At 71.0% G+C, this 25,150-nt stretch carries 18 protein-coding genes and 3 pseudogenes; 9 read left to right on the top strand and 12 right to left on the bottom strand.

Translation table 11 applies throughout. The features are described 5' to 3' along the window. Window positions 1-739: maltotransferase domain-containing protein (locus AC067N_RS20895; RefSeq protein WP_478680371.1), on the bottom strand; the 739-nt coding region annotated here is incomplete at its 3' end. 229 nt (window positions 740-968) lie between these two features. Then, window positions 969-2,180 carry a S8 family peptidase gene (locus AC067N_RS20890; RefSeq protein WP_478680385.1) on the bottom strand — a complete coding sequence of 404 codons (1,212 nt, stop codon included), beginning with the start codon at window positions 2,178-2,180 and terminating at the stop codon, window positions 969-971. 329 nt (window positions 2,181-2,509) lie between these two features. On the opposite strand from AC067N_RS20890, the gene AC067N_RS20885 reads away from it, so the two are divergent. After that, window positions 2,510-5,131: a glycosyltransferase family 1 protein gene (locus AC067N_RS20885; RefSeq protein ID WP_478680370.1), complete on the top strand. Its 2,622-nt coding sequence runs from the start codon at window positions 2,510-2,512 to the stop codon at window positions 5,129-5,131. Between the two features lie 205 nt (window positions 5,132-5,336). Here the strand turns inward: AC067N_RS20885 and AC067N_RS20880 are convergent, their stop codons facing one another. Next, on the bottom strand, window positions 5,337-5,828 hold the full coding sequence (locus tag AC067N_RS20880; RefSeq protein WP_478680369.1) for an LPXTG cell wall anchor domain-containing protein: 492 nt from the start codon (window positions 5,826-5,828) through the stop codon (window positions 5,337-5,339). 376 nt (window positions 5,829-6,204) lie between these two features. Between AC067N_RS20880 and AC067N_RS20875 the strand changes: the two genes are divergently transcribed. Continuing rightward, the gene (locus AC067N_RS20875) at window positions 6,205-7,020 is read left to right on the top strand and encodes a glutaminyl-peptide cyclotransferase (protein WP_478680368.1); all 816 of its coding nucleotides are present in this window, start codon (window positions 6,205-6,207) and stop codon (window positions 7,018-7,020) included. 141 nt (window positions 7,021-7,161) lie between these two features. Here the strand turns inward: AC067N_RS20875 and AC067N_RS20870 are convergent, their stop codons facing one another. From AC067N_RS20870 to glgX, 9 genes and pseudogenes are all read right to left on the bottom strand, one after another. Beyond that, the gene (locus AC067N_RS20870) at window positions 7,162-7,770 is read right to left on the bottom strand and encodes a hypothetical protein (protein ID WP_478680367.1); all 609 of its coding nucleotides are present in this window, start codon (window positions 7,768-7,770) and stop codon (window positions 7,162-7,164) included. 38 nt (window positions 7,771-7,808) lie between these two features. Then, window positions 7,809-8,345 (bottom strand): DUF1990 family protein, encoded by a 537-nt coding sequence (locus AC067N_RS20865; RefSeq protein ID WP_478680366.1) that lies wholly within the window; start codon window positions 8,343-8,345, stop codon window positions 7,809-7,811. A gap of 71 nt (window positions 8,346-8,416) precedes the next feature. After that, on the bottom strand, window positions 8,417-10,078 hold the full coding sequence (locus AC067N_RS20860; RefSeq protein WP_478680365.1) for a M4 family metallopeptidase: 1,662 nt from the start codon (window positions 10,076-10,078) through the stop codon (window positions 8,417-8,419). 306 nt (window positions 10,079-10,384) lie between these two features. Further along, window positions 10,385-12,469 carry a M4 family metallopeptidase gene (locus AC067N_RS20855; RefSeq protein WP_478680364.1) on the bottom strand — a complete coding sequence of 695 codons (2,085 nt, stop codon included), beginning with the start codon at window positions 12,467-12,469 and terminating at the stop codon, window positions 10,385-10,387. A 279-nt stretch (window positions 12,470-12,748) separates the two neighbouring features. Continuing rightward, a pseudogene (locus AC067N_RS20850) lies at window positions 12,749-13,003 on the bottom strand (ABC transporter ATP-binding protein); the annotation flags it as partial. Beyond that, window positions 12,999-13,223, bottom strand: a pseudogene (locus tag AC067N_RS20845) (ABC transporter ATP-binding protein); the annotation flags it as partial. The pseudogenes AC067N_RS20845 and AC067N_RS20850, both read right to left, overlap by 5 nt. Window positions 13,224-13,294: 71 nt before the next feature. Then, window positions 13,295-15,157, bottom strand: a complete 1,863-nt coding sequence (locus tag AC067N_RS20840; RefSeq protein WP_478680363.1) for an ABC transporter ATP-binding protein — start codon at window positions 15,155-15,157, stop codon at window positions 13,295-13,297. Continuing rightward, on the bottom strand, window positions 15,154-16,989 hold the full coding sequence (locus AC067N_RS20835) for an ABC transporter ATP-binding protein (RefSeq protein ID WP_478680362.1): 1,836 nt from the start codon (window positions 16,987-16,989) through the stop codon (window positions 15,154-15,156). Before AC067N_RS20835 ends, AC067N_RS20840 begins: the two co-directional genes overlap by 4 nt. 110 nt (window positions 16,990-17,099) lie before the next feature. Next, on the bottom strand, window positions 17,100-19,358 hold the full coding sequence (gene glgX / locus AC067N_RS20830) for a glycogen debranching protein GlgX (protein WP_478680361.1): 2,259 nt from the start codon (window positions 19,356-19,358) through the stop codon (window positions 17,100-17,102). Window positions 19,359-19,562: 204 nt separating this feature from the next. Here glgX and AC067N_RS20825 point away from each other — a divergent pair, with 204 nt between their 5' ends. From AC067N_RS20825 to AC067N_RS20795, 7 genes and pseudogenes are all read left to right on the top strand, one after another. Continuing rightward, complete coding sequence (locus AC067N_RS20825) at window positions 19,563-20,789, top strand: L,D-transpeptidase (RefSeq protein WP_478680360.1); 1,227 nt, start codon at window positions 19,563-19,565, stop codon at window positions 20,787-20,789. Window positions 20,790-20,994: 205 nt separating this feature from the next. Next, a complete protein-coding gene (locus AC067N_RS20820; RefSeq protein ID WP_478680359.1) occupies window positions 20,995-22,254 on the top strand; it encodes a L,D-transpeptidase in 1,260 nt (419 codons plus the stop codon). Window positions 22,255-22,338: 84 nt separating this feature from the next. Next, a complete protein-coding gene (locus AC067N_RS20815) occupies window positions 22,339-23,106 on the top strand; it encodes an enoyl-CoA hydratase/isomerase family protein (RefSeq protein WP_478680358.1) in 768 nt (255 codons plus the stop codon). 294 nt (window positions 23,107-23,400) lie between these two features. Then, on the top strand, window positions 23,401-23,904 hold the full coding sequence (locus AC067N_RS20810; RefSeq protein WP_478680357.1) for an ATP-binding protein: 504 nt from the start codon (window positions 23,401-23,403) through the stop codon (window positions 23,902-23,904). A gap of 42 nt (window positions 23,905-23,946) precedes the next feature. Beyond that, window positions 23,947-24,062, top strand: a pseudogene (locus AC067N_RS20805) (IS110 family transposase); the annotation flags it as partial. A gap of 25 nt (window positions 24,063-24,087) precedes the next feature. Further along, entirely contained in the window at window positions 24,088-24,249 is a 162-nt protein-coding gene (locus AC067N_RS20800; RefSeq protein WP_478680356.1) for a hypothetical protein, read from the top strand. 163 nt (window positions 24,250-24,412) lie between these two features. Beyond that, window positions 24,413-25,144 (top strand): hypothetical protein, encoded by a 732-nt coding sequence (locus tag AC067N_RS20795; RefSeq protein ID WP_478680355.1) that lies wholly within the window; start codon window positions 24,413-24,415, stop codon window positions 25,142-25,144. Window positions 25,145-25,150: the final 6 nt, after the last annotated feature.

The following is a 25,150-nucleotide window of genomic DNA, read 5'->3' as shown; positions in this document are numbered from 1 at the left end:
CCCGTTCCCGTTCCACCAGCAGCGGCAGCGGGTCGGAGGAGGTGACCAGCTCCCGCAGCGGATACCGGGCCAGCACCTCCTCCACCTCCGGTGCCGACGCCGCCGCGAGACGGGAGGCCGCCGGCCGTTCGGTGTCGCGGAGCGCGTCCACGGCGGCGAGGAGGGCACCACGGGCGCGCCCGCCCTTCGGGACCCCGGCGGCGGCGCGTTCGTGGAGCCGCGCGCCCTCCTCCAGGACCAGCTCCGTGTCGATGCCGGCCGGGACCTTGATCCGGGCGTGGTGGCGCCAGGTGGTGACCGGGTCGCCCCAGGCCTCCACCGCGTACGTCCACCGGCCCTCGCTCGGCGCGGAGACGGTGGCGCCCCAGCGGTCCGTGCCGGGGGCGAGTTCCCGCATCGGCGTCCACGGGCCCGGACGGCCCTCCGGGTCCGTCAGGACGACATTGGCGGCGACCGCGTCATGGCCCTCACGGAAGACGACGGCCGAGATCTCGAACTCCTCGCCCACGACGGCCTTCGCCGGCCGGCGGCCGTGGTGGACGGTGGGCCGTACGTCCAGAACCGGTATCCGGCCGACGGTCGCCGTGTCCGGTGGTGCGGCCGCCGGCGCGGGCGGGCCGGTGCGCGCCCGGCGTGCGGGGCGTGCGGCGGCGCTCGCGGTCGACTCTGAGGGGGTGCTGGCGTGCGCTGTGGTGGTACTGGTCGTCGGGGGTGCTGACGAGTGGTGCGTGGCGGGCATGACCGCTCCTGTCCGCGTCAACGTGGGTGGGCGGATGAGGGTGTGGGGAGGTGGGGCCAGCGGGATGTACCGGTGGAGCCTTCCCACACAGTGCGGGTGAGCATTCCGGCACTTTGTTAACTACTCACGCGTATGTCTACACACAAGACCGGCCTCGTCCGAGAGGGCCGAGGCCGGTCACTGTAGTCGCTTTGGGTAAAGGGGCGTTCACCTGTGGTGTTACAGGGGCCTACGGGACGGCGACCTGGAGAATCCGGTCCGGAGAGCCCGGAAATCCGTCCCTGACCTTGCCCGAAACCGCACCATGCACCAGCGTTTCGGCCACCTGGGCCGGTGTCGCCAGGGGGTGGTCGGCCAGGTACAGGGCGGCCGCGCCCGCGGCGTGCGGGGCCGCCATCGACGTACCGGAAGAGGTCGCCGTCCCGGTGTCGCTCCTGTGGGACGCGGAGGTGATGGACACCCCCGGGGCGAACAGGTCAAGGCTCCGGCCCCAGTTGGAGAAGCCGGCGCGGTTGTCCTTCTTTCCGGTGGCGCCGACCGTGATCGCCTGCTTCACCCGGGTGGGTGAGTAGAGGCTTGCCGCGAGGGCGTCGTTGCCCGCCGCGACCGTGTAGGTCACCCCCGACGCTATGGACGTGCGGACGGCGGCGTCGAGTTGGGCGTTGCGGGGGCCGCCCAGGCTCAGATTGGCCACGGCGGGCTTCCTCGCGTGCCGGGTGACCCAGTCGATCCCGGCGATGACCTGGGCCGTCGTGCCCGCCCCCGTGTCGTCGAGGACGCGCACCGCGACCACCTTCGCCTTCTTGGCGACCCCGAACCTGGTGCCGGCGACCGTGCCCGCGACATGGGTGCCGTGGCCGTTGCCGTCCTGCGCCGTCCTGTCGTTCTGGACGAAGTCCCAGCCGTGGCGGGCCCGCCCGCCGAAGTCCTCGTGGGTGATGCGTATGCCGGAGTCGATCACGTACACGGTGGTCCCCCTGCCCGCGGAATCCGGCCAGGTGTACCGCTTGTCGAGCGGAAGACCGGCCTGATCCAGGCGGTCCAGGCCCCAGGACGGCGGATTCCGCCGGCTGCCGTCGTCCCTGACCGCCGTGTCCTGGACCACGGAGGCCACGCGGGAGTCCGCCGCGAGCCGTCTGGCCTGTTTCTCTCCGGCCCTCACGGAGTACCCGTTGAGGACCGAGCTGTAGATGTGGCGTATTTTCGCCCCGTACTTCCGGGCGATGCCCTTCCCCTCCTCCGACGGGGCCGCCGTCCCCGCTTTGAGGGTCACGATGTAACTGCCGCCGACGGAACCGATGCCCCCGGCCCCCAGCACACGTCCCTCCGGAGCGGCGTGCGCGGGCGCGGGGGCGACCGAGAGCACCGCGGCCGTGATGGCCGCCGTGAGGCCTCCCGCCCAGCTCAGTCGCCTGTTTCTCGCCTCTTCCCCGTGCTGCATGGACACGGACCCCCTCCCCGGTCGGCCGGTACGCCATTCGGCAGCCTCTCGTGCGGGAAGAAGCGCCACAAGGTCGAGCAGAGGGGTGGAATCGGCCATATCGCCCGTGGGGTACATGTGAAGGTCGCGGCGAATTCAGGCCTGAAGGCGGGGGAGCGGACTGCGCGGCCGGGGGGCCGGGGTACGGATGCGCCGTAATTGCATACAGAGGGACGCGCCGTGCTTGCCGACCCGCCCGCCCGCCCGGCTACCGTCGTGGTGACGAACGGTCGCACGCAACAGGTGCGTCCCCTTGGCCCGTACGTCCTGGCGTGAAGGTGGAATCCTCTGTGAAGGCCATCCGCAGATTCACCGTCCGACCCGTCCTCCCCGAAGCCCTTCACCCGCTCAGCGAGCTGGCGCGCAATCTGCGCTGGTCCTGGCACGCGGAGACCCGTGACCTCTTCCAGTCGGTCGATCCCGAGTGCTGGACCGCGTCCGGCGGCGACCCGGTCCGCCTTCTCGGCTCCGTCTCCGCCCGGCGCCTCGCCGAACTCGCCGAGGACCGGCGCTTCCTGCGCCGGCTCACCGTGGTCGCCGACGAACTGCGCGACTACGTCACCGGCGACCGCTGGTACCAGACGCAGACCTCGGAGCCGCCGGCCGCCGTCGCCTACTTCTCGCCCGAGTTCGGCATCACCGCTGCGCTGCCGCAGTACTCCGGCGGCCTCGGCATCCTCGCCGGCGACCATCTCAAGGCCGCCAGCGACCTGGGTGTGCCCCTGATCGGCGTCGGCCTGCTCTACCGGCACGGCTACTTCCGGCAGTCGCTGTCCCGGGACGGCTGGCAGCAGGAGCACTACCCCGTGCTGGACCCGAACGAGCTGCCTCTGGTGCCGTTGCAGGAGGCCGACGGCTCCCAGGCCCGCGTCGGCCTGGCGCTCCCCGCCGGCCGCCGGCTGCACGCCCGTGTCTGGCAGGCCCAGGTCGGCCGCGTGCCCCTGCTGCTGCTGGACTCCGACGTCGAGGAGAACGACCACGGGGAGCGCGGCGTCACCGACCGGCTCTACGGCGGCGGCAGCGAGCACCGGCTGCTCCAGGAGATGCTGCTCGGCATAGGAGGCGTCCGGGCGGTCCGCACCTACTGCCGCCTCACCGGCCATGCCGAGCCCGAGGTCTTCCACACCAACGAGGGCCACGCCGGCTTCCTCGGTCTGGAACGCATCGCCGAACTCTGCGACCAGGGGCTCGACTTCGACGCCGGCCTGGAGGCGGTCCGGGCCGGCACCGTCTTCACCACCCACACCCCGGTGCCCGCCGGCATCGACCGCTTCGACCGGGAACTGGTGGCCCGGCACTTCGGCCCCGACGCCGAACTGCCCCGGATCGACGTCGAACGCATTCTCGGCCTGGGCATGGAGACGTACTCGGGCGGCGACCCGAACGTCTTCAACATGGCGGTGATGGGCCTCCGGCTCGCCCAGCGCGCCAACGGGGTGTCCCTGCTGCACGGCCAGGTCAGCCGGGAGATGTTCTCCGGACTGTGGCCGGGCTTCGACGCGGACGAGGTCCCCATCACCTCGGTCACCAACGGCGTGCACGCCCCGACCTGGGTGGCCCCGGAGGTCTTCCGCCTCGGCTCACGGCAGATCGGCGCCGAACGCACCGAGGACGCCATGACGGTCGGCGGCTCGGACCGCTGGGACTCCGTGGCCGACATCCCCGACGGCGACATCTGGGAACTGCGGCGGAGCCTGCGCGAGCAACTGGTGCTGGAGGTACGGGAGCGCCTCGCGGCCTCCTGGCGCCAGCGCGGCGCGGGCACCGCCGAACTCGGCTGGATCGACGGCGTGCTCGACCCGGACGTCCTGACCATCGGCTTCGCGCGGCGCGTCCCGTCGTACAAGCGGCTGACCCTGATGCTCCGGGACCAGGACCGCCTCATGGAACTGCTGCTGCACCCCGAGCGGCCGATCCAGATCGTCGTCGCGGGCAAGGCGCACCCGGCGGACGACGGCGGCAAACGCCTCATCCAGGAGCTGGTCAGGTTCGCCGACGACCCGCGGGTACGCCATCGGATCGTGTTCCTGCCGGACTACGGCATGGCGATGGCGCAGAAGCTGTACCCGGGATGCGACGTGTGGCTCAACAATCCACTGCGGCCGCTGGAGGCGTGCGGCACCAGCGGGATGAAGGCCGCGCTGAACGGCTGCCTCAACCTGTCGGTGCTGGACGGCTGGTGGGACGAATGGTTCCGGCCGGACTTCGGCTGGGCGATCCCGACCGCCGACGGTACCGCGACGGACGACGACCGCCGGGACGACCTGGAGGCCGCCGCCCTGTACGACCTGCTGGAACAGCGGGTGGCCCCGCGCTTCTACGAGCGCGGCCAGGGCGGACTCCCGGACCGCTGGATCGAGATGGTCCGCCAGACCCTCACCCACCTCGGCCCCAAGGTGCTGGCCGGCCGCATGGTCCGCGAGTACGTCGACCGTCTGTACGCGCCCGCTGCCCGCGCCCACCGCGCGCTGAACCCGGACACGGCACGGGAGTCGGCGGAGTGGAAGGCACGTGTCCGGGGCGCCTGGCACCACGTCAAGGTCGACCATGTGGAGGCGTCCGCGGTCCCGACGAGCACCGCCGAGCTGGGCGCGACGCTGATGCTGCGGGTCCGCGTGAACCTGGGGGAACTCGCCCCGGACGATGTCGAGGTGCAGGCGGTGTCGGGCCGCGTCGACTCCGAGGACCGGATCACGGACGCGGCGAGCGTCCCGCTGAAGCCGACGAGCGGCCCCGACGAGGAGGGCCGCTGGGTCTACGAGGGCCCGCTGGCCCTGGACCGCACCGGCCCGTTCGGCTACACGGTCCGCATCCTCCCCGCCCACCGGCTGCTCGCCTTCCCGGCCGAACTGGGCCTGCTGGCGGTGCCCTCGGAGGAGACGGGGGAGGGGGCCGGGGTGCTGATGCGCTAGCGGGCCGCCGCCCTGCCGGGCCGGGAGCGCCTTTGCTCCTGGCCCGGTACACGGCCGCGCGGGCGCTGTAGCGTGCGTTCACGGAGCACAGCGAACCGGCCGGCGGCCCACCCCCCCCGGTGCGGACGAGCCGCTGCCGAACGGGTGTGGTGCCGCCGGCCGGGTGGATGGCCGGGAAACAAGGGCGGGGAGAGGGCCGGGTCGCTCAGTTCTTCCTGAACCGGCGGGCGAGAAGCACGCCTCCGCCGCCGAGGGCCACCATGCCCGCGGAGCCGCCCAGCAGGAGCGGTGATGTGTTGCCACCGGTGTCGGCCAGACGCGGGAGCACCGTGAGCTTGGCCACGAGAACCCGCGTGGGCTTCCACGACTTCAGCATGAAGACGTGCTTGCCGGGCCTGGTCTTCTCGGGGATGACCACCTTCCCCTTGACCGTCCCCTGCTTGTCGGCCCGGAAGTACCCGAGCGTGACCTTCTTCGAGTAGAGCCGCGCCTCGACCGTCTGCCCGGAGACGAAGCCCGTGCCCGTGAAGGTCAGGGAGTCCCCCGGGGACACGACGGTGGAGCTCAGGGTGAGCCCCGGAGGCGGTGGCGGGTACTGGGCATGGGCAGGTTGGGCGCCCAAGAGCGGTACGGCGGCCAGGGTGGCGGAGGCTGCCGCGGCGCCGATGGCGGAACGCCACTTCGAGGACACAGTCATTCGTTTCACGCTCCCTCAGGTGACTCAAGGCCGAAGGCAGACACGACCCGCATTTCTTATACCGGGATCAATAGCCGGAAATGGTAGGAGTTAACGCATAGGTGCCGGGTCCACACCGGATGGCGTAAGCGGATCGCGGTCGGTGCCCCGGTTCGGCCGCCGCGAAGAGCGGTGCGGGGGCCGGCCGAGGAAGGCAACCGGTATCACCGAGCGGAGGAGGGACGCCGTGGCAGCCGAGGACCGTCATGCCGGGCCGCCCGGTGGCCTCCGCCGGGTCGGACGGCGCAGGCCCGGCCGTCTCCGGCGTCGGGGAACCGCCGCGCCGGATCCCCTCACCCCGCCGCCTCGCCGACGCCGGTCCCCGCGCTCGGTCCTCATGTTGTCGGCCGTCGCCGTCCTGGCCCTGACGGGCGCGCTGCCCGTCCGTTCGTGCGGCACCGACAGCGGCTCACCCGCCGGGACACGGCTGCGGGGCGGGACCGTCGAGAGGCGCGTCGAGCGACTGACGGTCAAGGTTCTCGGCACGCTGCCGCACGACCGGACCAGCTACACCCAGGGCCTGGAGATGAAGGGCCGCGGCACGCTCTACGAGAGCACGGGCCTGCCCGGAAGGTCGTCGGTCCGCCTCGGCCCGCCCGGCGGACCCGCCGACGTCCGCGCCGACCTGCCGGCACCGCTCTTCGGGGAGGGGATCACCGTCCTCGGGCCGACGCTGTGGCAGCTGACCTGGCGGGACCACGTCGCCATCGAACGCGACGCCGGAACACTGGCCGAACTGCGCCGGGTCCCCCTCGCGCGGGAGGGCTGGGGCGTGTGCCACCAGCGTCGTCGCGGCAGACTCGTCACCAGCGACGGCTCCCCCCGGCTGACCTTCCGCGACACCCGGACCCTGGCCCCCGTCGGCGAGGTCCGCGTGACCCTCCGCGGCCGTCCCGTGCCGAGGCTCAACGAGCTGGAATGTGTGGGCGACAGCGTGTACGCCAACGTCTGGCCGTCCGACCGGATCGTGCGGGTCGACGCCGGGACCGGCGCGGTGACCGCGGAGATCGACGCCTCGGGACTGCTGAAGGGGGAGGAACAGCGCCACGCCGAGGTACTGAACGGCATCGCCGCCATCCCGGGCACCGACGAGTTCTGGCTCACCGGCAAGTGGTGGCCCAGGATGTTCCGGGTGGTCTTCGCCGCCGCGTGATGCCGTCCGGTGGCACAGGGGGCCCGCTGTCGGAGACCGTCGATGCGGTCGAACGAGGCGAATCGGTCACCTCCCCGCGGAGCGGCTGCGCGCGCGGCGGCGGGCACCGCAACCGCTGAGGTCGTCAGGGGACCCGGCAGCTCACATCCCTCGCTCCGGCCCGTGCGCCTCCCGGGTGCGTTGGCCCGGCCTTCCCGGCAGGTACTCCAGTCGAACGGGGCCCGGGTGGAGGACCGCGCTGTCCCAGCCGGCCATCTCCTCGCCGGTCAGATAGCGGTACAGCCACTCGGAGAAGGCCATCGGGTGTCCTGCCCAGTCGCCTTCCGCGCCCTGCACCACCACGCCGCCTGAGAACCCGTGAACCTGCGGAGCTCCGAAGACCGTGGCTCCCTCGTCGGTCGAGGCAAGGGCAATGAGGCCATCGGCGGTGCCGAAGCCGAGATGCGGGAGCCCGCAGAACACGCGTGGGTCGTCGTCGGGCCCGGTGACGTAGGACTCCCATGCACTTTCCGCCCAAGCCGCCGACGTGGAGCGTATGTCCTCGCCCAGGTTGAACCACGTGGACTCCGGGTGGGCAAGGGTGAGGTGTCCGTTGATCTGCACGGGGGCATAGGAGTCGACGATCCGCTTGAAGTCCGTCGGGAGGGCCCTGCCGAGTTCCTGTTCCAGGCCGAGCCAGGCTGCAGGATCGGCTGGACGCCCGTCTCCCGGGCCGAGCATGGTGAGTACGGCCTCCAGGTAGTCGGTCATGGCTCCTCAGGGCGCGCTGCGGGAAACGTCCGGGTCGGTTACTTCTTCGGGCTCTCCGCCAGCCTCCGCAGCACCACCCCGCACCGCCGCGCGTACGCGTGCTGCAACCCCCTCGTCGCGGCGCCGCCGGCCTTCGCGTACCACTTCGCCGGGCGGCTGTACGCCGTCACCGTCAGCCAGACCGTGCCGTCGCCCGTGCGGGCGACCACGAAGGACTCCTCGCCGGATTCGGGGTGGCCGGGGAGCGTGCCGTAGGCCCAGCCCCTGCGGCGGGGTTCGTCCAGGGTCCAGACGACGCGGCAGGGGGCCTTGATGACGCCGCCCAGGGTGACCGTGACGTCGACGCCCGGTGCCGCCTCGGGCGCGTCCGTGTGGAGGCCCACGCCAAGGGCGCGGTGCATCTCCCAGGTGAGGACCGCGTTCGCCGCCCGTTCGAAGAGGGCCGTGCCCTCGCCGAGGCGGGTGCGGACCTGCATCTCGGTGAAGCCGGGCGGGCAGCGGCCCTCGCGGGTCGCGCCGACGGCCTCGTAGGTGAAGCCGTCCGGGAGGGGGTGTGAGCCGTCGGTGTGGGACATGGGGCCACAGCCTAGGGCGGCACCCGGAGTCGCCTTCTCTCCGGGTACCGCCCACGGAACCGCCTCGGGTACTACGCGGTCACGTTGACCGCCGCCCAGGTGGCGTTCACCGCGTTGTACTCCGCGCTGCCGGAGCCGTACAGGTCACGCGCCGCGTTCAGGGTCGCCGTGCGGGCGCCCTTGTAGTTGGTCGTCGAGGTCATGTACGTGGTCAGCGCCTTGTACCAGATCTGGACGGCCTTGGCGCGGCCGATGCCGGTGATCGTGGCGCCGTTGGACGTCGGGGAGTTGTAGGTCACCCCGTTGATCGTCTTCGAGCCGCTGCCCTCCGAGAGGAGGTAGAAGAAGTGGTTCGCGGGGCCCGAGGAGTAGTGCACGTCGAGGCTGCCCAGGGACGACGACCAGTAGTTGGCCGACGAGCCGTCCTTGCTGGGCTGGTCCATGTACCGCAGCGGGGTGCCGTTGCCGCGGATGTCGACCTTCTCGCCGATGAGGTAGTCGCCCGGGTCCTTGGTGTTGGCCGCGTAGAACTCGACCGCCGTGCCGAAGATGTCGGAGGTGGCCTCGTTCAGGCCGCCCGACTCGCCGGAGTAGTTCAGGCCCGCGGTGTTGGAGGTCAGACCGTGGGACATCTCGTGGCCCGCGACGTCCAGGGAGGTCAGCGGCTTGACGTTGCCCGCGCCGTCGCCGTACGTCATGCAGAAGCAGCTGTCGGACCAGAAGGCGTTGACGTACGCGTTGCCGTAGTGGACGCGGGAGTACGCGGCCACACCGTTGTTCTTGATGCCGTTGCGGCCGAGGACGTTCTTGTAGAAGTCCCAGGTGACCTGCGCGCCGTAGTGGGCGTCCACCGCCGCGTTCTGGTCGGTGGAGGAGCTCGACGCCGTGCCGGTGCCCCAGACGTCGTCCGCGTCGGTGAAGAGCGTGCCCGTCGAGGACGAGGTGGCGCGGGCCTTGTTGTACGTCTTGTGGCTGCCCCGCCCGGCGTCGGTCAGGTTGTACGTCGAGCCCGACTTGGTGGTGCCGAGGGTGACCTGGCCGTTGTACTGGCTGTTGCCGGTACCGGTCTGGACGGCCTCCCACTCGTACAGCTTCTTGCCGGTCTCCGCGTCGGTGATGACGTGGAGCTCCTGCGGGGTGCCGTCGTGCTGGAAGCCGCCGACGACCGTCTCGTAGGCGAGGGCGGGCTTGCCGCTCGCGGCCCAGACGACCTTGCGCGGGGCCTTGTCGGCCGCGGTCTTGCTGGAGCCCTCGGCCTTGGCGGCCTTCAGCGCCTGCTTCTCGGCGGCGGCCTTCGTCACGTCCGCGGTGAGGTCGGCGACCTTCACGGTGGCCTTCGTCGCCCTGGTGACGCTCTTGACGGCGCCGGCCTTGGTCTCGTGGACGACCAGGTCGCCGCCGAGGACCGGGAGGCCGCCGTAGGTGCGCTCGTAGCGGGTGTGGACCGTGCCGTCGGCGTCCTTGAGGACGTCACGGACGACCAGTTCCTCCTTGGCGCCGAGGCCTATCTCGTCGGCGGTCTCGGCGGTGGCCGCGTCCGCCTTCTTGATGAGGGCCGTGCGCGCGGCCGGCGTCAGCAGGACCGGGGCACCGGCCGACGTTGCCTTGCCGGCGGCCGGCGCGGGCTGGGCGGTGGCGCCGGTGGTCAGACCGGTGGTCAGCAGCGCACCGGCGGCGACGGCGGTCGCGATGGCCAGCGTGGTCCGCTTATGACGCGCGTAGAACGGAGTCACTCATGCTCCTTGGTGGGGGAGACCGGCCCGGCGTGGGGTCGCCGTCCGGTGAACTGAAGTTACGAGTGCGGCGGTTGGGTGAAGCGTGACACCAGGACGCGTACATGTCAGGAGGTTCAAGTGATGTTGGCCGAAAGTCAACTGTCTGGAAGTGTTTCCGGCAGGTGAATCCGCTTCGAACACGGCAAAGGGCGGGCCAAGCGGGCCTTGGAGAACGGCAAAGTGGGGCGCCGCCCCGGTGAGTTGGTTCCACCGGGACGGCGCCCTGTCATCGCCGGCCCCGTATGCGAAGGGCCGCCGAGTTCCCTACGGGAACGTCAGCTTCCAGCTGTTGATGTAGCCGGTGTCCCGGGCCGCGTTGTCCTGGACCCTCAACTGCCAGACACCGTTGGCGACCTCGGAGGACGCGTTGACGGTGTACGTCGTGTCGATGTTGTCCGCGCTGCCGCCGGTGCCGTACGCCTTCAGGGTGTAAGCCGTGCCGTCGGGCGCGACCAACTGCACCTGGAGGTCACCGATGTAGGTGTGGACGATGTCGACCGCCACCGCGAGGTTCGACGGGGCGTTCCCCGTCCGGCCGGAGACGGTGACGGGCGAGGTGACCGCCGCCCCGTTGTCCGGAATCGATACGTCGGCCGTGTTCTCGAACGACGTGCCGCCGCCACCGCCGCCACCGGGCCGGGAACCCACGTTGATGGCCGCCCACGCGTTCTGCACCGCCGTGTACTCGGCGGACGTGGTGCCGTACAGCTCACCGGTGGCCGCGAGGGTGCCGGTGCGGGCCGCCGCGTAGTTGGTGGTCGAGGTGAACTTGGTGGTCAGCGCGCGGAACCAGATCTTCTCCGCCTTGTCCCGGCCGATGCCCGTGACCGGCAGGTTGTCCGAGGTGGGCGAGTTGTAGCTGACGCCGTTGATGGTCTTGGCGCCGCTGCCCTCCGACAGGAGGTAGAAGAAGTGGTTCGCCGGACCCGACGAGTAGTGCACGTCGATCGAGCCGATGCCCGAGTACCACGAGTCCTTGGACGAGCCGTCCTTGCTCGGCTTGTCCATGTAGCGCAGCGGCGTGCCGTCGCCGTTGATGTTGATCTCCTCGCCGATGAGGTAGTCACCGACGTCGGAGGTGTTGTTGGCGTAGAACTCGACCGTCGCGCCGAAGATGTCCGAGGTGGCCTCGTTCAGACCGCCGGACTCGCCGGAGTAGTTGAGGCCGGCCGTGTTCGACGTGAGGCCGTGGGTCATCTCGTGCGCGGCCACGTCGATCGAGGTGAGCGGGTTGGCGTTGCCCGAGCCGTCGCCGTACGTCATGCAGAAGCAGCTGTCGGACCAGAACGCGTTGACGTAGTTGTTGCCGTAGTGCACCCGGGAGTAGGCGCCGACGCCGTCACCGCGGATGCCGCTGCGGCCGTGCACGTTCTTGTAGTAGTCCCAGGTCAGCGCCGCGCCGTAGTGGGCGTCCGCGGCGGCCGACTCCAGGTTCGACGGGCTGCCGTTGCCCCACACGTCGTCCGGGCCGGAGAACAGGGTGCCGGTGCCGGACGTGCCGCGGTTCAGGTTGTACGTCTTGTGGTTGCCCCGAGCGCCGTCGGTGAGGTTGTACGTCGACCCCGACTGCGTGGTGGTGAGGCTGACCGAGCCGGAGTACACCGTGTTGCCGGTGCCGGTCTCGATCGCCTCCCACTCGTAGAGCTTCTCGCCGGTCCTGGCGTCCGTGACGACGTGCAGTTCCTGCGGGGTGCCGTCGTGCTGGAAGCCGCCGACGACCGTCTCGTAGGCCAGGGCGGGCCTGCCGTTCGCGGCCCAGATCACCTTGCGCGGGGCGCGGTTGATCTCGGGGCTCTCGGCGTCCTCGGCCTTCGCCGCGCCGAGGGCCTGCTTCTCGGCCTTCGCGGCGGCGACGGCCGGCTTCAGCGAGGCGACCTTGATCGTGGCCTTGGTGGCCTTGACGATGCCCTCGGTCTCGCCCGCCTTCGAGGTCTCGACGACCAGGTCGCCGCCGAGGACCGGAATGCCGTCGTAGGTCCGCTCGTACCGTGTGTGCACGGTGCCGTCGCGGTCCTTGACCACGTCACGGACGACGAGCTTCTCCTTGGCGCCGAGGTTCAGCTCCTTCGCGGTCTCCGCCTTGCCGGCGTTGGCCTCGCGTATGAGCTCCGCCCGCTGGGAGGGCGTGAGCTTGACCGAGACCGAGCCCTGGTCGACCTTGCCCGCGGCCGACGGTGCCTTCTCCGGGGCGGCGGTGGCGGTGCCCGACTGGACGGCCGCGGCCAGCAGGGCGCTGACGGCGACGAGCGCGCCCGTGGCGGCGCGTCGCCGGGTGGAACGGGAACGGATGTCGCTCGTGTGGGAGGTGCGTCTGTGGGACTGGCGTCTCAACACTGACTCCTTCTGCATGGCCGCGGTTCGCGCGGCCAGGGGAGACCGGACGGTTGGTGGCCATCCGGGCAGAACACGGGTGGAACGCGAACACCACATGCGTGGACAGTGCTCCGCGGCACGGCGGGGGAGATTGTGAGGTTGCTGTGACGCGGTTGTGGGCAGCGTGGCAGGAGATCGCGCCATCTGTCAGGGGCGCGTCAATAAGTTGGCCGGAAATCGTTCGTTGACCGGATGGTCATGTTCGATATACGGGCTGTTTGCTGAGCCGTCGACCAAAGGGCCGAGCCGGGGGCGTCAGGCGGGGCGCTCGCCGTGCCACCTCGCCCACAGCGCCGCGTAGGCCCCGCCGGCCGTCACCAGCTCGTCGTGGGTGCCCAGTTCGGTGAGGCGGCCGTCCTCCATGACGGCGACCCGGTCGGCGTCATGGGCCGTGTGGAGGCGGTGGGCGATGGCGATGACCGTGCGGCCTTCGAGGACGGCGGCGAGCGCGCGTTCGGTGTGACGCGCGGTGGTGGGGTCCAGCAGGGCGGTCGCCTCGTCGAGCCACAGCCGCCGACCAGCCGGCCAGCGCGCCGTGGTCACCGGGCTGGAGGCCCTCGTCGATCGCCCGCGACAGCATGTACGGCGTCGCCGCGAGCAGCACCATCCACACGCAGGAGATCAGCGAGCCGAGCGCTGAGCGGCCCGCCTGCTTCCTGACCAGCCACCAGAGGTAGCGGGCCCCGCCCCGGCGGTCCGGGACACCCGGGTCCTCGTACGCGTCGACCATCGGCCCCCGATCCTCCCGCCGGACGTGTTCCTCGCCCATCCCGCCGTGCTTCGCGCGCGTGCGGACCCGACCTACGCCAGGCTGTCCCGCCACGCCCGGTGCAGATCCGCGAAGCGGCCCCTGCCCTCGATCAGCTCCGCGGGGGCGCCGTCCTCCACGATCCGGCCGTGTTCCATGACCAGGACCCGGTCGGCGATCGCCACCGTGGACAGCCGGTGGGCGATGACCACGGCCGTACGGCCCCGCAGGACCGTGTCCATGGCACGCTGGACGGCCCGTTCACCGGGGATGTCGAGGGAACTGGTGGCCTCGTCGAGGATGAGGACGGCCGGGTCGGCGAGCAACGCGCGGGCGAATGCGACGAGCTGGCGCTGCCCGGCGGAGATGCGCCCGCCGCGTTTGCGTACGTCGGTGTCGTAGCCGTCGGGGAGCGCGCTGATGAAGTCGTGGGCGCCGATGGCCTTGGCGGCGCGCTCGATCTCCTCGCGGCCGGCGTCCGGCCGGCCGATGGCGATGTTCTCGGCGACCGTGCCGGAGAACAGGAACGCCTCCTGGGTGACCATCACGACCCCGCGCCGCAGCTCGGGCATCGCCAGGTCGCGCAGATCGACGCCGTCGAGGAGGATCCGTCCGGACGAGGGGTCGTAGAAGCGGGCCAGCAGCTTGGCGAGCGTCGACTTGCCCGCGCCGGTGGAGCCGACCACGGCGACCGTGCTGCCCGCCGCGAGCGTGAGGTCGAAGCGGGGCAGGACCTCGCCTCCCGTGCGGTACGCGAACCGTACGCCGTCGAAGACGACCTCGCGGCCCGGCATCTCGGAGACCGGGGCGGGCAGCTCCCTCGGCTGAGCCGGTTCGGGCACCGACGGCCGCTGGGCCAGCAGCCCGGCGATCTTCTCCAGCGAGGCGGCCGCCGACTGGTACGAGTTGAGGAACATGCCGAGCCGGTCGATGGGGTCGTACAGCCGCCGCAGGTACAGCACCGCCGCCGCCAGCACACCCAGCGCGAGCGACTCGGAGGCCACCCGGTACGCGCCCCACAGCACGATCGCGGCGACCGTGACGTTGGCGACCACCCGCGAGCCGACGACATAGCGGGCCATCTCCAGGATGGCGTCGCCGTTGGTGCGCTCGTGGTGGCGGTTGAGGCGCCGGAACTCGGCGTCGTTCGCGGCCTCCCGGCGGAACGCGCGCACCGGCCGGATGCCGTTCATCGTCTCCGCGAACTTCACGATCACGGCGGCGATCGCCGACGACCGGGCCGCGTACACACCGGCCACGCGCCGCTGGTACAGCCGTACCAGCCCGTACAGCGGCACGAACGACGCCAGCGCCGCCGCGCCCAGGCCCAGGTCCAGCCAGAGCAGCATCGCCGAGATGTAGAAGAAGGCGAGGACCACGGTGACGAGTTCCTGAAGGCCCTCGTCGAGCAGCTCCCGCAGCGATTCGACGTCCGTGGTGGAGCGCGAGATCAGCCGTCCCGAGGTGTACCGCTCGTGGAAGTCGACGCTCAGCGCCTGCGCGTGCCGGAAGATCCGGCCGCGCAGATCCAGCAGCACATCCTGGTTGACCCGCGCGGACGCCCCGATGAAGGCGAACTGCAGCCCGCCGGCCGCCAGCGCGCACAGCAGATACGCGACCGCCACCGTGACCAGCGGCCCGTGCCTGCCGTCCCGGAACGCCGGCACGGCACGGTCGATCGCGTACGCCACCAGCAGCGGGCCCGCCTGCACCGCCGCCTGCTGGAGCAGGAGCAGCACACCCGTGAGGGCCACCCGTGCCTTCATCGGCGCGAGCAGGGAACGCAGCAGCGCGAGCGTGGCCCCCGGCGGAGTGGGCAGGTCGTCCCGGTCGAAGGAGTCGGCGGCTCCCTGCTCGACAGGGCGTTCGTCGTCGTCCGGTTCCCTGTTCGGCGCGGTCGTCGTCGGCGCCGTCATCGCGCGTCCCCCTCGGTCTCGGCGGTGCCCGACATCAGATGGGCGTACTCGGCGTTCGTCCGCAGCAGTTCGTGATGGGTGCCGACGGCGGCGATCCGGCCGCCGGAGAGCAGCGCCACCCGGTCGGCCAGCAGCACCGTCGACGGGCGGTGCGCCACGATGAGCGCGGTCGTCTCCGCCAGCACCCGGCGCAGCGCCGCCTCCACCGCGGCCTCCGTGTGCACGTCCAGCGCCGACAGCGGGTCGTCCAGCACCAGGAAGCGGGGCCGTCCGACCACCGCCCGCGCCAGCGCCAGCCGCTGCCGCTGCCCGCCGGACAGGCTGAGGCCCTGCTCGCCCACCCGGGTCGCGGTGCCGTCGGGGAGCGCGTGCGCGAAGTCCGCCTGCGCGACGGCGAGGGCGCGGTCCAGCTCGGGCCGCCCGGCACCCGGCCCGGCGCCCATCAGGACGTTCTCGCCGACGGTCGCGGAGAAGAGCGTCGGCTCCTCGAAGGCCACGGAGACCTTCGCCCGCAGCTCCTCCCTCGGCATCCCCGCGATGTCCTCCCCGTCCAGGGTGATCCGTCCGCCGGTCACCTCGTGCAGCCGGGGCACGAGCGCGGTGAGCGTCGTCTTCCCCGAGCCGGTGGCCCCGACGAGCGCCATGGACTCACCGGGCCGGATGTGGAGGTCGATCCCGTCTAGGACGGCGGGCGTGTCGGCCGGGGCGTCGGGGTAGCGGAACCGCACGCCGTGGAACTCCAGGCCGCCCCGTACGGCCTCCGCCTCCCGGGGACGCCGGATCGCCCCGGTGTCGTCGGCCCCCTCCGGCCGCGCGTCCATGACCTCGAAGTACCGCTCGGTCGCCGTGGCCGCCTCCTGGCTCATCGCGAGCAGGAAGCCGATGGAGTCCACGGGCCACCGCAGCGCGAGCGCCGTCGACAGGAACGCCACCAGCGTCCCCGCGGAGAGCGCGCCGTCCGCGACCTGCACCACGCCGACCACGAGCGCCGCCCCGATGGCCAGTTCGGGCAGGGTGATGATGACGCCCCAGATGGCCGAGAGCAGCCGCGCCTTGCGCAGCTCCGTCCCCCGCAGCGTCCGGGACAGCTCCCGGAAGGCCCGCGCCTGGCTGCGGTGCCGCCCGAACCCCTTGATGATCCGGATGCCGAGCACGCTCTCCTCGACGACCGTCGTCAGATCGCCCACCTGGTCCTGCGCGAGCCGCGCGACCCGGGCGTACTTCCGCTCGAAGACGACGCAGGTGACCACCACGGGCACGGCGGGCCCGAGGATGACCAGCCCGAGCGTCCAGTCCTGCATCAGCATGATGATCACGCCGACGAGGATCGTCACCCCGTTGACCAGCAGGAACGTCAGCGGGAAGGCGAGGAACATCCGCAGCAGCATCAGATCCGTCGTGCCCCGGGACAGCAGCTGCCCGGAGGCCCACCGGTCGTGGAAGGCGACCGGCAGCCGCTGGAGGTGCCGGTACAGGTCGGCCCGCATCGACGCCTCCACCCCGGCGAGCGGCCGCGCCACGAGCCAGCGCCGCAGCCCGAACAGCAGTGCCTCGGCGAGCCCGAGCAGCAGCAGGTACAGCGCGCCGAGCCACACGCCCGCCGGGTCGCGGTCCTCGACCGGCCCGTCCACCATCCACTTCAGGACGAGCGGGATGACCAGCCCCACACAGGACGCGACTATCGCGACGGCCGCGGCGACGGTCAGCCGCGCCCGCACGGGCCGTACGTACGGCCACAGCCGCAGCAGCGTGCGGACGGCGGAACGCCCCTCGGCCTTCCCCGGTCCCTGGGTCTGTTCGCTTTCCTCGGCGGTTGCACGTGTCGTGGCCATCAGCACCGAGCCTACGGATCGGTGCTGACGACGCCCACCGAGTTTTGGCCGGACCGCGTTTCCGTCAATGGTCCTACGACCGGTCCCACGAGGGGGCCCACCAGGGGCATCTATGCCACCACCCGCAGCAGCAACACGGTCCGGGCCGGTACACCGACCACCGTCCCCGCCCGGTGCACCACCCCCGGTCCCTCCGTCTGCTCCTCCCGTGAGGTGTCGACGACGACCTCGTACCGTTCGGCCCACGGTGTCCCCGGCAGCACGACGTCCACGGGCCGGTCGCCCGCGTGCAGGACCGCGAGGAAGCTGTCGTCGAGGATCTGGGCCCCACGGGCGTCGCGCCCGGGGATGTCACGGCCCGAGAGGTACATGCCGAGGGTCGCGGCCGGGGCGTACCAGTCCCCCTCGGTCATCTCGGTGCCGCGCGCCGTGAACCACGCCAGATCGCGCAGCCCGTCCGCCGAGTGCGCCCGGCCGGAGAAGAAGGCGCGCCGGCGCAGCACGGGGTGCTCATGGCGCAGGGCGATCAGCCGGGCCGTCAGATCGAACAGCGCCTTCCAGCCGGGGTCCTCCAGCAGCCCCCAGTCCAGCCAGCTGATCTCGTTGTCCTGGCAGTACGCGTTGTTGTTGCCGCGCTGGGTCCGCCCCAGCTCGTCCCCGGCGACCAGCATCGGCACGCCCGTGGACAGCAGCAGCGTCGTCAGCAGGTTCCGCAGCTGCCGGCGCCGCAGCGCCCGCACCCGCTCGTCGTCGGTCTCGCCCTCGGTGCCGCAGTTCCAGGACCGGTTGTCGTTCGAGCCGTCCCGGTTGCCCTCCCCGTTCGCCTCGTTGTGCTTGCGCTCGTACGACACCAGGTCCCGCAGGGTGAAACCGTCGTGCGCGGTGATGAAGTTGACCGACGCGTACGGCCGCCGCCCGCCCCACGCGTAGAGGTCGCTCGACCCCGACAGCCGGTAGCCGAGGTCCCGCACGTCCGGCAGCGCCCCGCGCCAGAAGTCCCGCACGGCCCCCCGGTAGCGGTCGTTCCACTCCGTCCACAGCGGCGGGAAGGCGCCCACCTGGTAGCCGCCCGAGCCCACGTCCCACGGCTCGGCGATCAGCTTCACCCGCCGCAGCACGGGGTCCTGGGCGATGACGGCGAGGAACGGGGAGAGCATGTCGACGTCGTGCATCGAGCGGGCCAGCGCCGCCGCCAGGTCGAAGCGGAAGCCGTCCACCCCCATCTCCGTCACCCAGTACCGCAGTGAGTCGGTGATCAGACGCAGCACGTGCGGCTGGACCACGTGCAGCGTGTTCCCGCAGCCCGTGTAGTCGGCGTAGTGCCGTGCGTCGCCCTGGAGCCGGTAGTAGCCGCGGTTGTCGATGCCCCGCAGCGACAGGCTCGGGCCGCGCTCGTCCGCCTCCGCCGTGTGGTTGTAGACCACGTCGAGGATGACCTCGATCCCGGCGGCGTGCAGCGCCCGCACCATCCGCTTGAACTCCCCGACCTGCTGTCCGGCGGTCCCCGACGCCGCGTACGCCGCGTGCGGGGCGAAGTAGCCGATCGAGTTGTAGCCCCAGTAGTTGCGCATCCCCCGCCGCAGCAGATGGTCCTCGTGGGCGAACTGGTGCACGGGCAGCAGCTCCACCGCCGTCACGCCCAGCCTCACCAGATGCTCGATCGCCGCCGGGTGGGCGAGCCCCGCGTAGGTGCCGCGCAGTTCCTCGGGGATGCCGGGGTGCAGCTTGGTGAACCCCTTGACGTGCAGCTCGTAGATGACCGAGTCCGCCCAGGGCGTCTTGGGCCGGCGGTCGTCCATCCATTCGTCGCCGGTGGCGTCGTCGTGCACGACCACGCCCTTGGGCACGTACGGCGCCGAGTCCCGCTCGTCGCGCACGGTGTCGGCGACATGCTGCTCCGGCCAGTCCCGGACATGCCCGTACACCTCGGCGGGCAGAGTGAACTCGCCGTCCACGGCCCTGGCGTACGGGTCGAGGAGCAGCTTCGCCGGGTTCCAGCGGGCGCCGGTCCAGGGGTCCCAGCGGCCGTGCACCCGGTACCCGTACCGCCGGCCCGGCAGGACTCCGGGCACGAAACCGTGCCAGATCTCGTGCGTCAGTTCGCTGAGCTTCAGCCGTGTCTCCTCGCCCTCCGGGGAGAAGAGGCACAGCTCGACGGCCTCCGCCCCGCCCGCCCACAGCGCGAAGTTCGTCCCGGCCACCCCGTCCGGCCCCACCCGGAAACGCGCCCCGAGCGGTGTGGGGGCACCGGGCCACACGGGCATGGGCTGATCCGCCTCGGCCTGCCTGCCGTTGAGCACGGCGGACCGGCGCGCGGCCGGCACCCCGCGCGTCTCCTCCACTGCCTCCTGCTCGGCTGCGCTCGACACCACGGCCTCCCGCGACTCGGTGGGCCGACGCGAAAACGGAGCCGGGTGTCCCAGCCCTGGTACCTGCCGCCTCAAGGGGGTGTGCTCACCCCCGTGGCCTGAGGGACAGGTCCCTGCTCCCCGTCGAGTTGTCTCCCATGGTTCTGCCCAGAGCACGCCTCGCACTCACGTTTCCCGGGGGCGTGCGCCGTCGTTGGGACGCACGTGAACCACGCACAGACGCACGCGCGCCGCTCCGGTGCCGCTCCGGCCGCCGTACTCATCGGGGCCGGTCTGCTGGCCGCAGCCGCCGGATGTACCCCCGTACCGCCGTTGACCAGCGAAAAGGCACCCGATGACACGATCCGGGTCACACCGGAGGACGGCAGCAAGGGCGTGCGCCCGGGGCAGCGCTTCGAAGTACGGGTGCCCAGCGGGCGCCTGGAGTCCGTCAAGGTGGTGAAGTCCCAGGACGCCCAGGAGTCACCCGTACCCGGCCGGGTGTCCGCCGACGGACTGACCTGGCGCCCCACCGGCTCACGGAAGCTCGCGCTGGCCGCGAAGTACACGGTCGACGCGGTCGCGTTGGACGCCCACGGCCGCCGCTCCGCCCGGCACGTCACCTTCAGGACGTACGTCCCCGACGAGCGTTTCATCGCCTACGTCACCCCCGAGAACCGCTCCACCGTGGGCACCGGGATGATCGTCTCCCTGGAGTTCAACCGGGAGATCGAGGACCGTGCCGCCGTCGAACGCGCCGTCCGGGTCACCGCGGAGCCGCCCGTCGAGATCCGCCCGCACTGGTTCGGCGCAGGCCGCGTCGACTTCCGTCCCGAGAGGTACTGGAAGCCCGGCACGAAGGTCACCGTCGCCCTGCGGCTGCGCGACGTCGAGGGGGCGCCCGGCGTCTTCGGCCGGCAGTACAAGACGTTCTCGTTCACCATCGGCCGCCACCAGGTGAGCGTCGTCGACGCGGCCCGGCACACCATGCGCGTCCGGCGCGGCGACGGCGTGCTGGCCACCCTGCCCGTCACGGCCGGGGCACCCGGGACGACGACGTACAACGGGAAGATGGTCGTCACCGAGATGCTGGAGGTGACCCGGATGAACGGCGCCACCGTCGGCTTCAAGAAGGCCGACGGCAAGGGCGAGTACGACATCCCCGACGTCCCGCACGCCATGCGCCTCACCACCTCCGGCACCTTCCTGCACGGCAACTACTGGGCCTCGGACCCCTTCGGCCGGGCCAACGTCAGCCATGGCTGTGTGGGCCTGCGCGATGTGAAGGGCGGCAGTTCCGGCACCCCGGCCGGCTGGTTCTTCGACCGCAGCCTGGTCGGGGACGTCGTCGAGGTGATCAACAGCAATGACAAAACGGTCGCCCCGGACAACGGCCTCGGCGGGTGGAACATGGGCTGGAAGGCGTGGAAAGCGGGGTCCGCCGTGAAGTAGACCGACATACCCGTACGCGCGCGACGGGAGGCCGGGGGTGGGGCCGCACCGGGGGCCGGGGATCGGGATTGTTCAAGTTGGGACTGAACGGTGACATTCGCCGGGGTCAATCCCGTCCGATCATCTGGTTAATGTACGTGCGGACGCGCGTGCTGCGCGGAGGGGTGCGGGCCTGCTCAAGGCCGTGCGAGGGGAGACAAGAGAGTTGAACGGGCGACCGATATCGGGGGCGTCGGTTGGCGCGCGGACACGGGGGAGCAAGGGGGTCCTGGCACTTCTGCTGGGCCTGCTGATGCTCGCCGTCACCGCGTGCGGGGGCGGAGGCGGGGGTTCGGACTCCGGCTCCGACGGCTACAAGGGCAACGGCTCGGACAAGAGCGCTTCGGGCAAGGCGGCCACGAAGCCGTCGGAGGCGGTGGTCTCCATCGCTCCCAAGAACAAGGCCGAGGACGTGGCCACCAGCGGCGCCCTCAAGGTGACCGCCACCAAGGGCAAGCTGGCCGAGGTCACCGTCGAGGACGACAAGGGCAGGAAGATCGCCGGCGAGATCACGGACGGCGGCGCCAGCTGGACGCCGTCCATCCACCTCAACTCGGCCACCGAGTACAAGGTGCACGCCGTCGCGAAGGACTCCGAGGGGCGTGAGGCGGCCGAGGAGTCGTCCTTCACCACGCTGACCCCGAAGAACACCTTCGTCGGCATCTTCACCCCGGAGGACGGTTCGAAGGTCGGCGTCGGCATGCCGTTCTCGATCCGCTTCACCCGCGGCATCACGGCCCCCGAGGACGTCGAGAAGGCCATCACCGTCAAGACCGAGCCGCCCGTCGAGGTGGCCGGCCACTGGTTCGGCAACGACCGCCTCGACTTCCGCCCGGAGAAGTACTGGAAGGCGGGCACGAAGGTCACCGTCGACCTCAACCTCGACGGCGTCGAGGGCCGCGAGGGCGTCTACGGCGAGCAGAACAAGAAGGTCTCCTTCACCATCGGCCGCAGCCAGGTCTCCGTCGTGGACGTCAAGAAGCTCACGATGAAGGTCAAGCGGGACGGCAAGCTCATCAAGACCATCCCCGTCACCACCGGCAAGCCCGGCATGGAGACCTGGAACGGCCAGATGGTCATCAGCGAGCGCCTGCGCGTGACCCGGATGAACGGCGAGACCGTCGGCTACGGCGGCGAGTACGACATCAAGGACGTGCCGGACGCCATGCGTCTGACGAACTCCGGCACCTTCATCCACGGCAACTACTGGGGCGGCGGCGCCTTCGGCAACTACAACGCCAGCCACGGCTGCATCGGTCTGCGCGACACCCGCGGCGGCTACGACCGCAAGGCGCCGGGCGCCTGGTTCTTCGACAACTCGATGGTGGGTGACGTCGTGGTGGTGAAGAACTCCAACGACCGCGTGGTCGACCCGGACAACGGCTACAACGGCTGGAACATGTCCTGGGACAAGTGGAAGGCATAGCCCTTCCGGTCCGACGTACGGCTCCGGTGCGCTGTGACGCAGCACACCGGAGCCGCTGTCGTTAGTCCCCGTTAACCTGCCTGCATGACTGTGCATCTCGAAGTCGCCGAAGGCGTCGGCACCATCCGCCTCGACCGCCCCCCGATGAACGCCCTGGACATCGCCACCCAGGACCGCCTCAAGGAACTCGCCGAGGAGGCGGCGGGCCGGGACGACGTACGCGCCGTCATCCTCTACGGCGGGGAGAAGGTGTTCGCGGCCGGCGCGGACATCAAGGAGATGCAGGCGATGGACCACGCGGCGATGGTCGTCCGCTCCCGCGCCCTCCAGGACTCCTTCAGCGCCGTGGCCCGTATCCCCAAGCCGGTCGTCGCGGCCGTCACCGGTTACGCGCTGGGCGGCGGCTGCGAGCTGGCGCTGTGCGCGGACTACCGCATCGCCGGGGAGAACGCGAAGCTCGGCCAGCCGGAGATCCTGCTCGGGGTGATCCCGGGCGCCGGCGGCACCCAGCGGCTGTCCCGGCTCATCGGCCCCTCCAAGGCCAAGGACCTCATCTTCACCGGCCGTATGGTCAAGGCGGACGAGGCCCTCGCGCTCGGCCTCGTGGACCGGGTGGTCCCGGCCGACGAGGTGTACGCGGCCGCGCACGAGTGGGCCGCGAAGCTCGCCCAGGGCCCGGCGATCGCGCTGCGGGCGGCCAAGGAGTCGATCGACGCGGGCCTGGAGACCGACCTGGAGACGGGACTCGCGATCGAGCGGAACTGGTTCGCGGGACTGTTCGCCACCGAGGACCGGGAACGCGGGATGCGCAGCTTCGTTGAGGAGGGGCCGGGCAAGGCGAAGTTCGTCTGACGGCTTCGGAACCGGGCCCCGGGCTCCGCTGCTCCACGTGTGGTGGACGGGACGTCCTGTCCGCGTCCTCCGTGGGGGCGGTTTATCGGAGCCTTAAGGCAGCCTTAAAAGAGCTTTGCCCAAGGCTTCGTTCCCTGACCGAAGTTCAGGCGATCCATGCAGGTCAGGTGGGCTGCCAAAGTGGTCTTGATGTCTTTGGCATATGACATCCGAAACCCCCGGAATGGTTGGTTCCGGGGGTTGTATTCCATCGGAACGGCCACGGACGGTGCTCCGGGCGGCCATGATGGGTGCATGGCGGGGCTGGAGGGTATCGAACAGCCGCGGCGGCACGGGAGTGCGACCGCGGCGCGTTGGTCGCCTGCGATCGAGGACGAACGGGCGTTGAAGGCCCTGGAGTTGTTCGGCGACCCCACACAGGGGGAGGTTCCGCTGCCGTCCCGCCCCGAGTCCGCGGCGACCGCCCGCCGGCTCGCCCAGGTCGTCCTCCTCCGTGAGTGGCGGCTCTCCCCCAGGATGACCGAGGACGCGGTGCTGCTCGTCTCCGAACTGGTCGGCAACGCCGTACGGCACACCGGGGCGAGGGTCTTCGGGCTGCGGATGAGACGCCGGCCGGGATGGATCCGCGTCGAGGTCCGAGACCCCTCACGCGGGCTGCCCTGTCTGATGCCGGTGCAGGAGACGGACATCAGCGGACGCGGACTCTTCCTCGTCGACAAGCTGTCCGACCGGTGGGGGGTGGATCTGCTGCCGCGCGGCAAGACCACCTGGTTCGAGATGAGGGTCGCGGACCGCTAGGGCCACACCCCCGATACCGTTCTGCCCGGTTGCCTACCCGCCGGGCTGACGATGCGGCGGATCGCCGACCTCTACCCGGGCGAGCGCAGACGGACACGAGGGACGCGTTCACCATCGCGGACGCGGCCCGCGCGATGTCTCACACGCTGCGGGCGATCGACGGCCACGTTCGCCGAGCTGGAGATGATCGCCGGGTTCGACGACGCCCTGGCGGGCGACACCACCAGGGCGGCCCAGAACAGCGGGACGCTCCTGTTCCGCTCCGACCGCCAGGGTGGAGTCGAAGCGGTCAACGCAGTCGCCCACGACCTCCTGTCCAAGTCCGCTGCCCGGGACAGCCCTTAGCAGGCCAGGGTTTCCGTGATCAGGTCCATGGCGGCGCAGGGCGGCCCCCGCCTCACCGTAGAGGGCGCCGTGGCGCAAAGTGGGGGCGCTTTACACAACGCAGTCCCAAAGTCGCGCAGAGTATGCCACGCTGACACTTCCGGGGCGGCTTCGGGGGTGATGTGTGGCTGCAATCCATGACCAGTACGTCAATGAGATGCGCCAGGAGTTCGGTTATCTCGCGGCGTGGCTGCCTGGAACATCTATCGCCCTTGGAGATGTCGGGGTGCTCCAGGGAAGGCGATTCAACGCTCACACCACTCTGGCCTCTCTGGGTGTGAGCTTCATGGCTCAGTCGGCGCGCCCCGTGGGCGATCTCGAGTACGCGTCTTCCGGGCAGGTCGATGTGGAGTGGCACGGGCGTGGAGGTTTGCTGAGCGGGACGGCGGCAGGGGCTGAGGGCGCGGTCACCGTTTCCTTCAAGCGGTCTCATGCCACGTTCTTCCAGGCAAGTGGCTGCGTCACCAGCGCGATTGCCGATCTGGCGACGGTGGAGCAGTCCTTGATCGGCTTGAGCAAGGAACGGTGGCGGCGCGATTGGGTCGTGGTCACGGAAGTCGTGGAAGCGCGGTCGGTCGCAGTCATCGTCTCGAGCCGGGCGGGCGGGCGGCTGGACCTGCGGCTTCGAGGTGGCGGTGGCGGGGGGTCGCTGGCTGAGGTGGCCTCGCGGCTCCAGGTTGCGTCGGAGGCGGGTATCGGGGCGCGTGTGCTGACGGCTTCGGGGTTGACGCCCTTGTTCCGGGTGTGTCAGCTGCGTGGGGGAAGGGTACGGCGCATGGCACTGGTCTATCGCGGGGGGAGCGAGGCGCGATCCGACAGTCGAGTCGTTGCGCGAGGCGCGGATGAGTCCCCGTGATGGGTG

This window comes from Streptomyces sp. NPDC042364 (genome assembly GCF_056437585.1).
The sequence above is the reverse complement of the archived record's forward strand: the minus strand, read 5'-3'. Positions and strand labels throughout refer to the sequence as shown.

Bases quoted from the DNA above. Each gene is read 5' to 3' on its own strand.
- AC067N_RS20890 (WP_478680385.1), bottom strand. From the start codon at position 2,180: ATGCAGCACGGGGAAGAGGCGAGAAACAGGCGACTGAGCTGGGCGGGA.
- AC067N_RS20880 (WP_478680369.1), bottom strand. From the start codon at position 5,828: ATGACTGTGTCCTCGAAGTGGCGTTCCGCCATCGGCGCCGCGGCAGCC.
- AC067N_RS20875 (WP_478680368.1), top strand. From the start codon at position 6,205: ATGTTGTCGGCCGTCGCCGTCCTGGCCCTGACGGGCGCGCTGCCCGTC.
- AC067N_RS20870 (WP_478680367.1), bottom strand. From the start codon at position 7,770: ATGACCGACTACCTGGAGGCCGTACTCACCATGCTCGGCCCGGGAGAC.
- AC067N_RS20865 (WP_478680366.1), bottom strand. From the start codon at position 8,345: ATGTCCCACACCGACGGCTCACACCCCCTCCCGGACGGCTTCACCTAC.
- AC067N_RS20855 (WP_478680364.1), bottom strand. From the start codon at position 12,469: ATGCAGAAGGAGTCAGTGTTGAGACGCCAGTCCCACAGACGCACCTCC.
- AC067N_RS20840 (WP_478680363.1), bottom strand. From the start codon at position 15,157: ATGACGGCGCCGACGACGACCGCGCCGAACAGGGAACCGGACGACGAC.
- AC067N_RS20835 (WP_478680362.1), bottom strand. From the start codon at position 16,989: ATGGCCACGACACGTGCAACCGCCGAGGAAAGCGAACAGACCCAGGGA.
- AC067N_RS20815 (WP_478680358.1), top strand. From the start codon at position 22,339: ATGACTGTGCATCTCGAAGTCGCCGAAGGCGTCGGCACCATCCGCCTC.
- AC067N_RS20810 (WP_478680357.1), top strand. From the start codon at position 23,401: ATGGCGGGGCTGGAGGGTATCGAACAGCCGCGGCGGCACGGGAGTGCG.
- AC067N_RS20800 (WP_478680356.1), top strand. From the start codon at position 24,088: ATGATCGCCGGGTTCGACGACGCCCTGGCGGGCGACACCACCAGGGCG.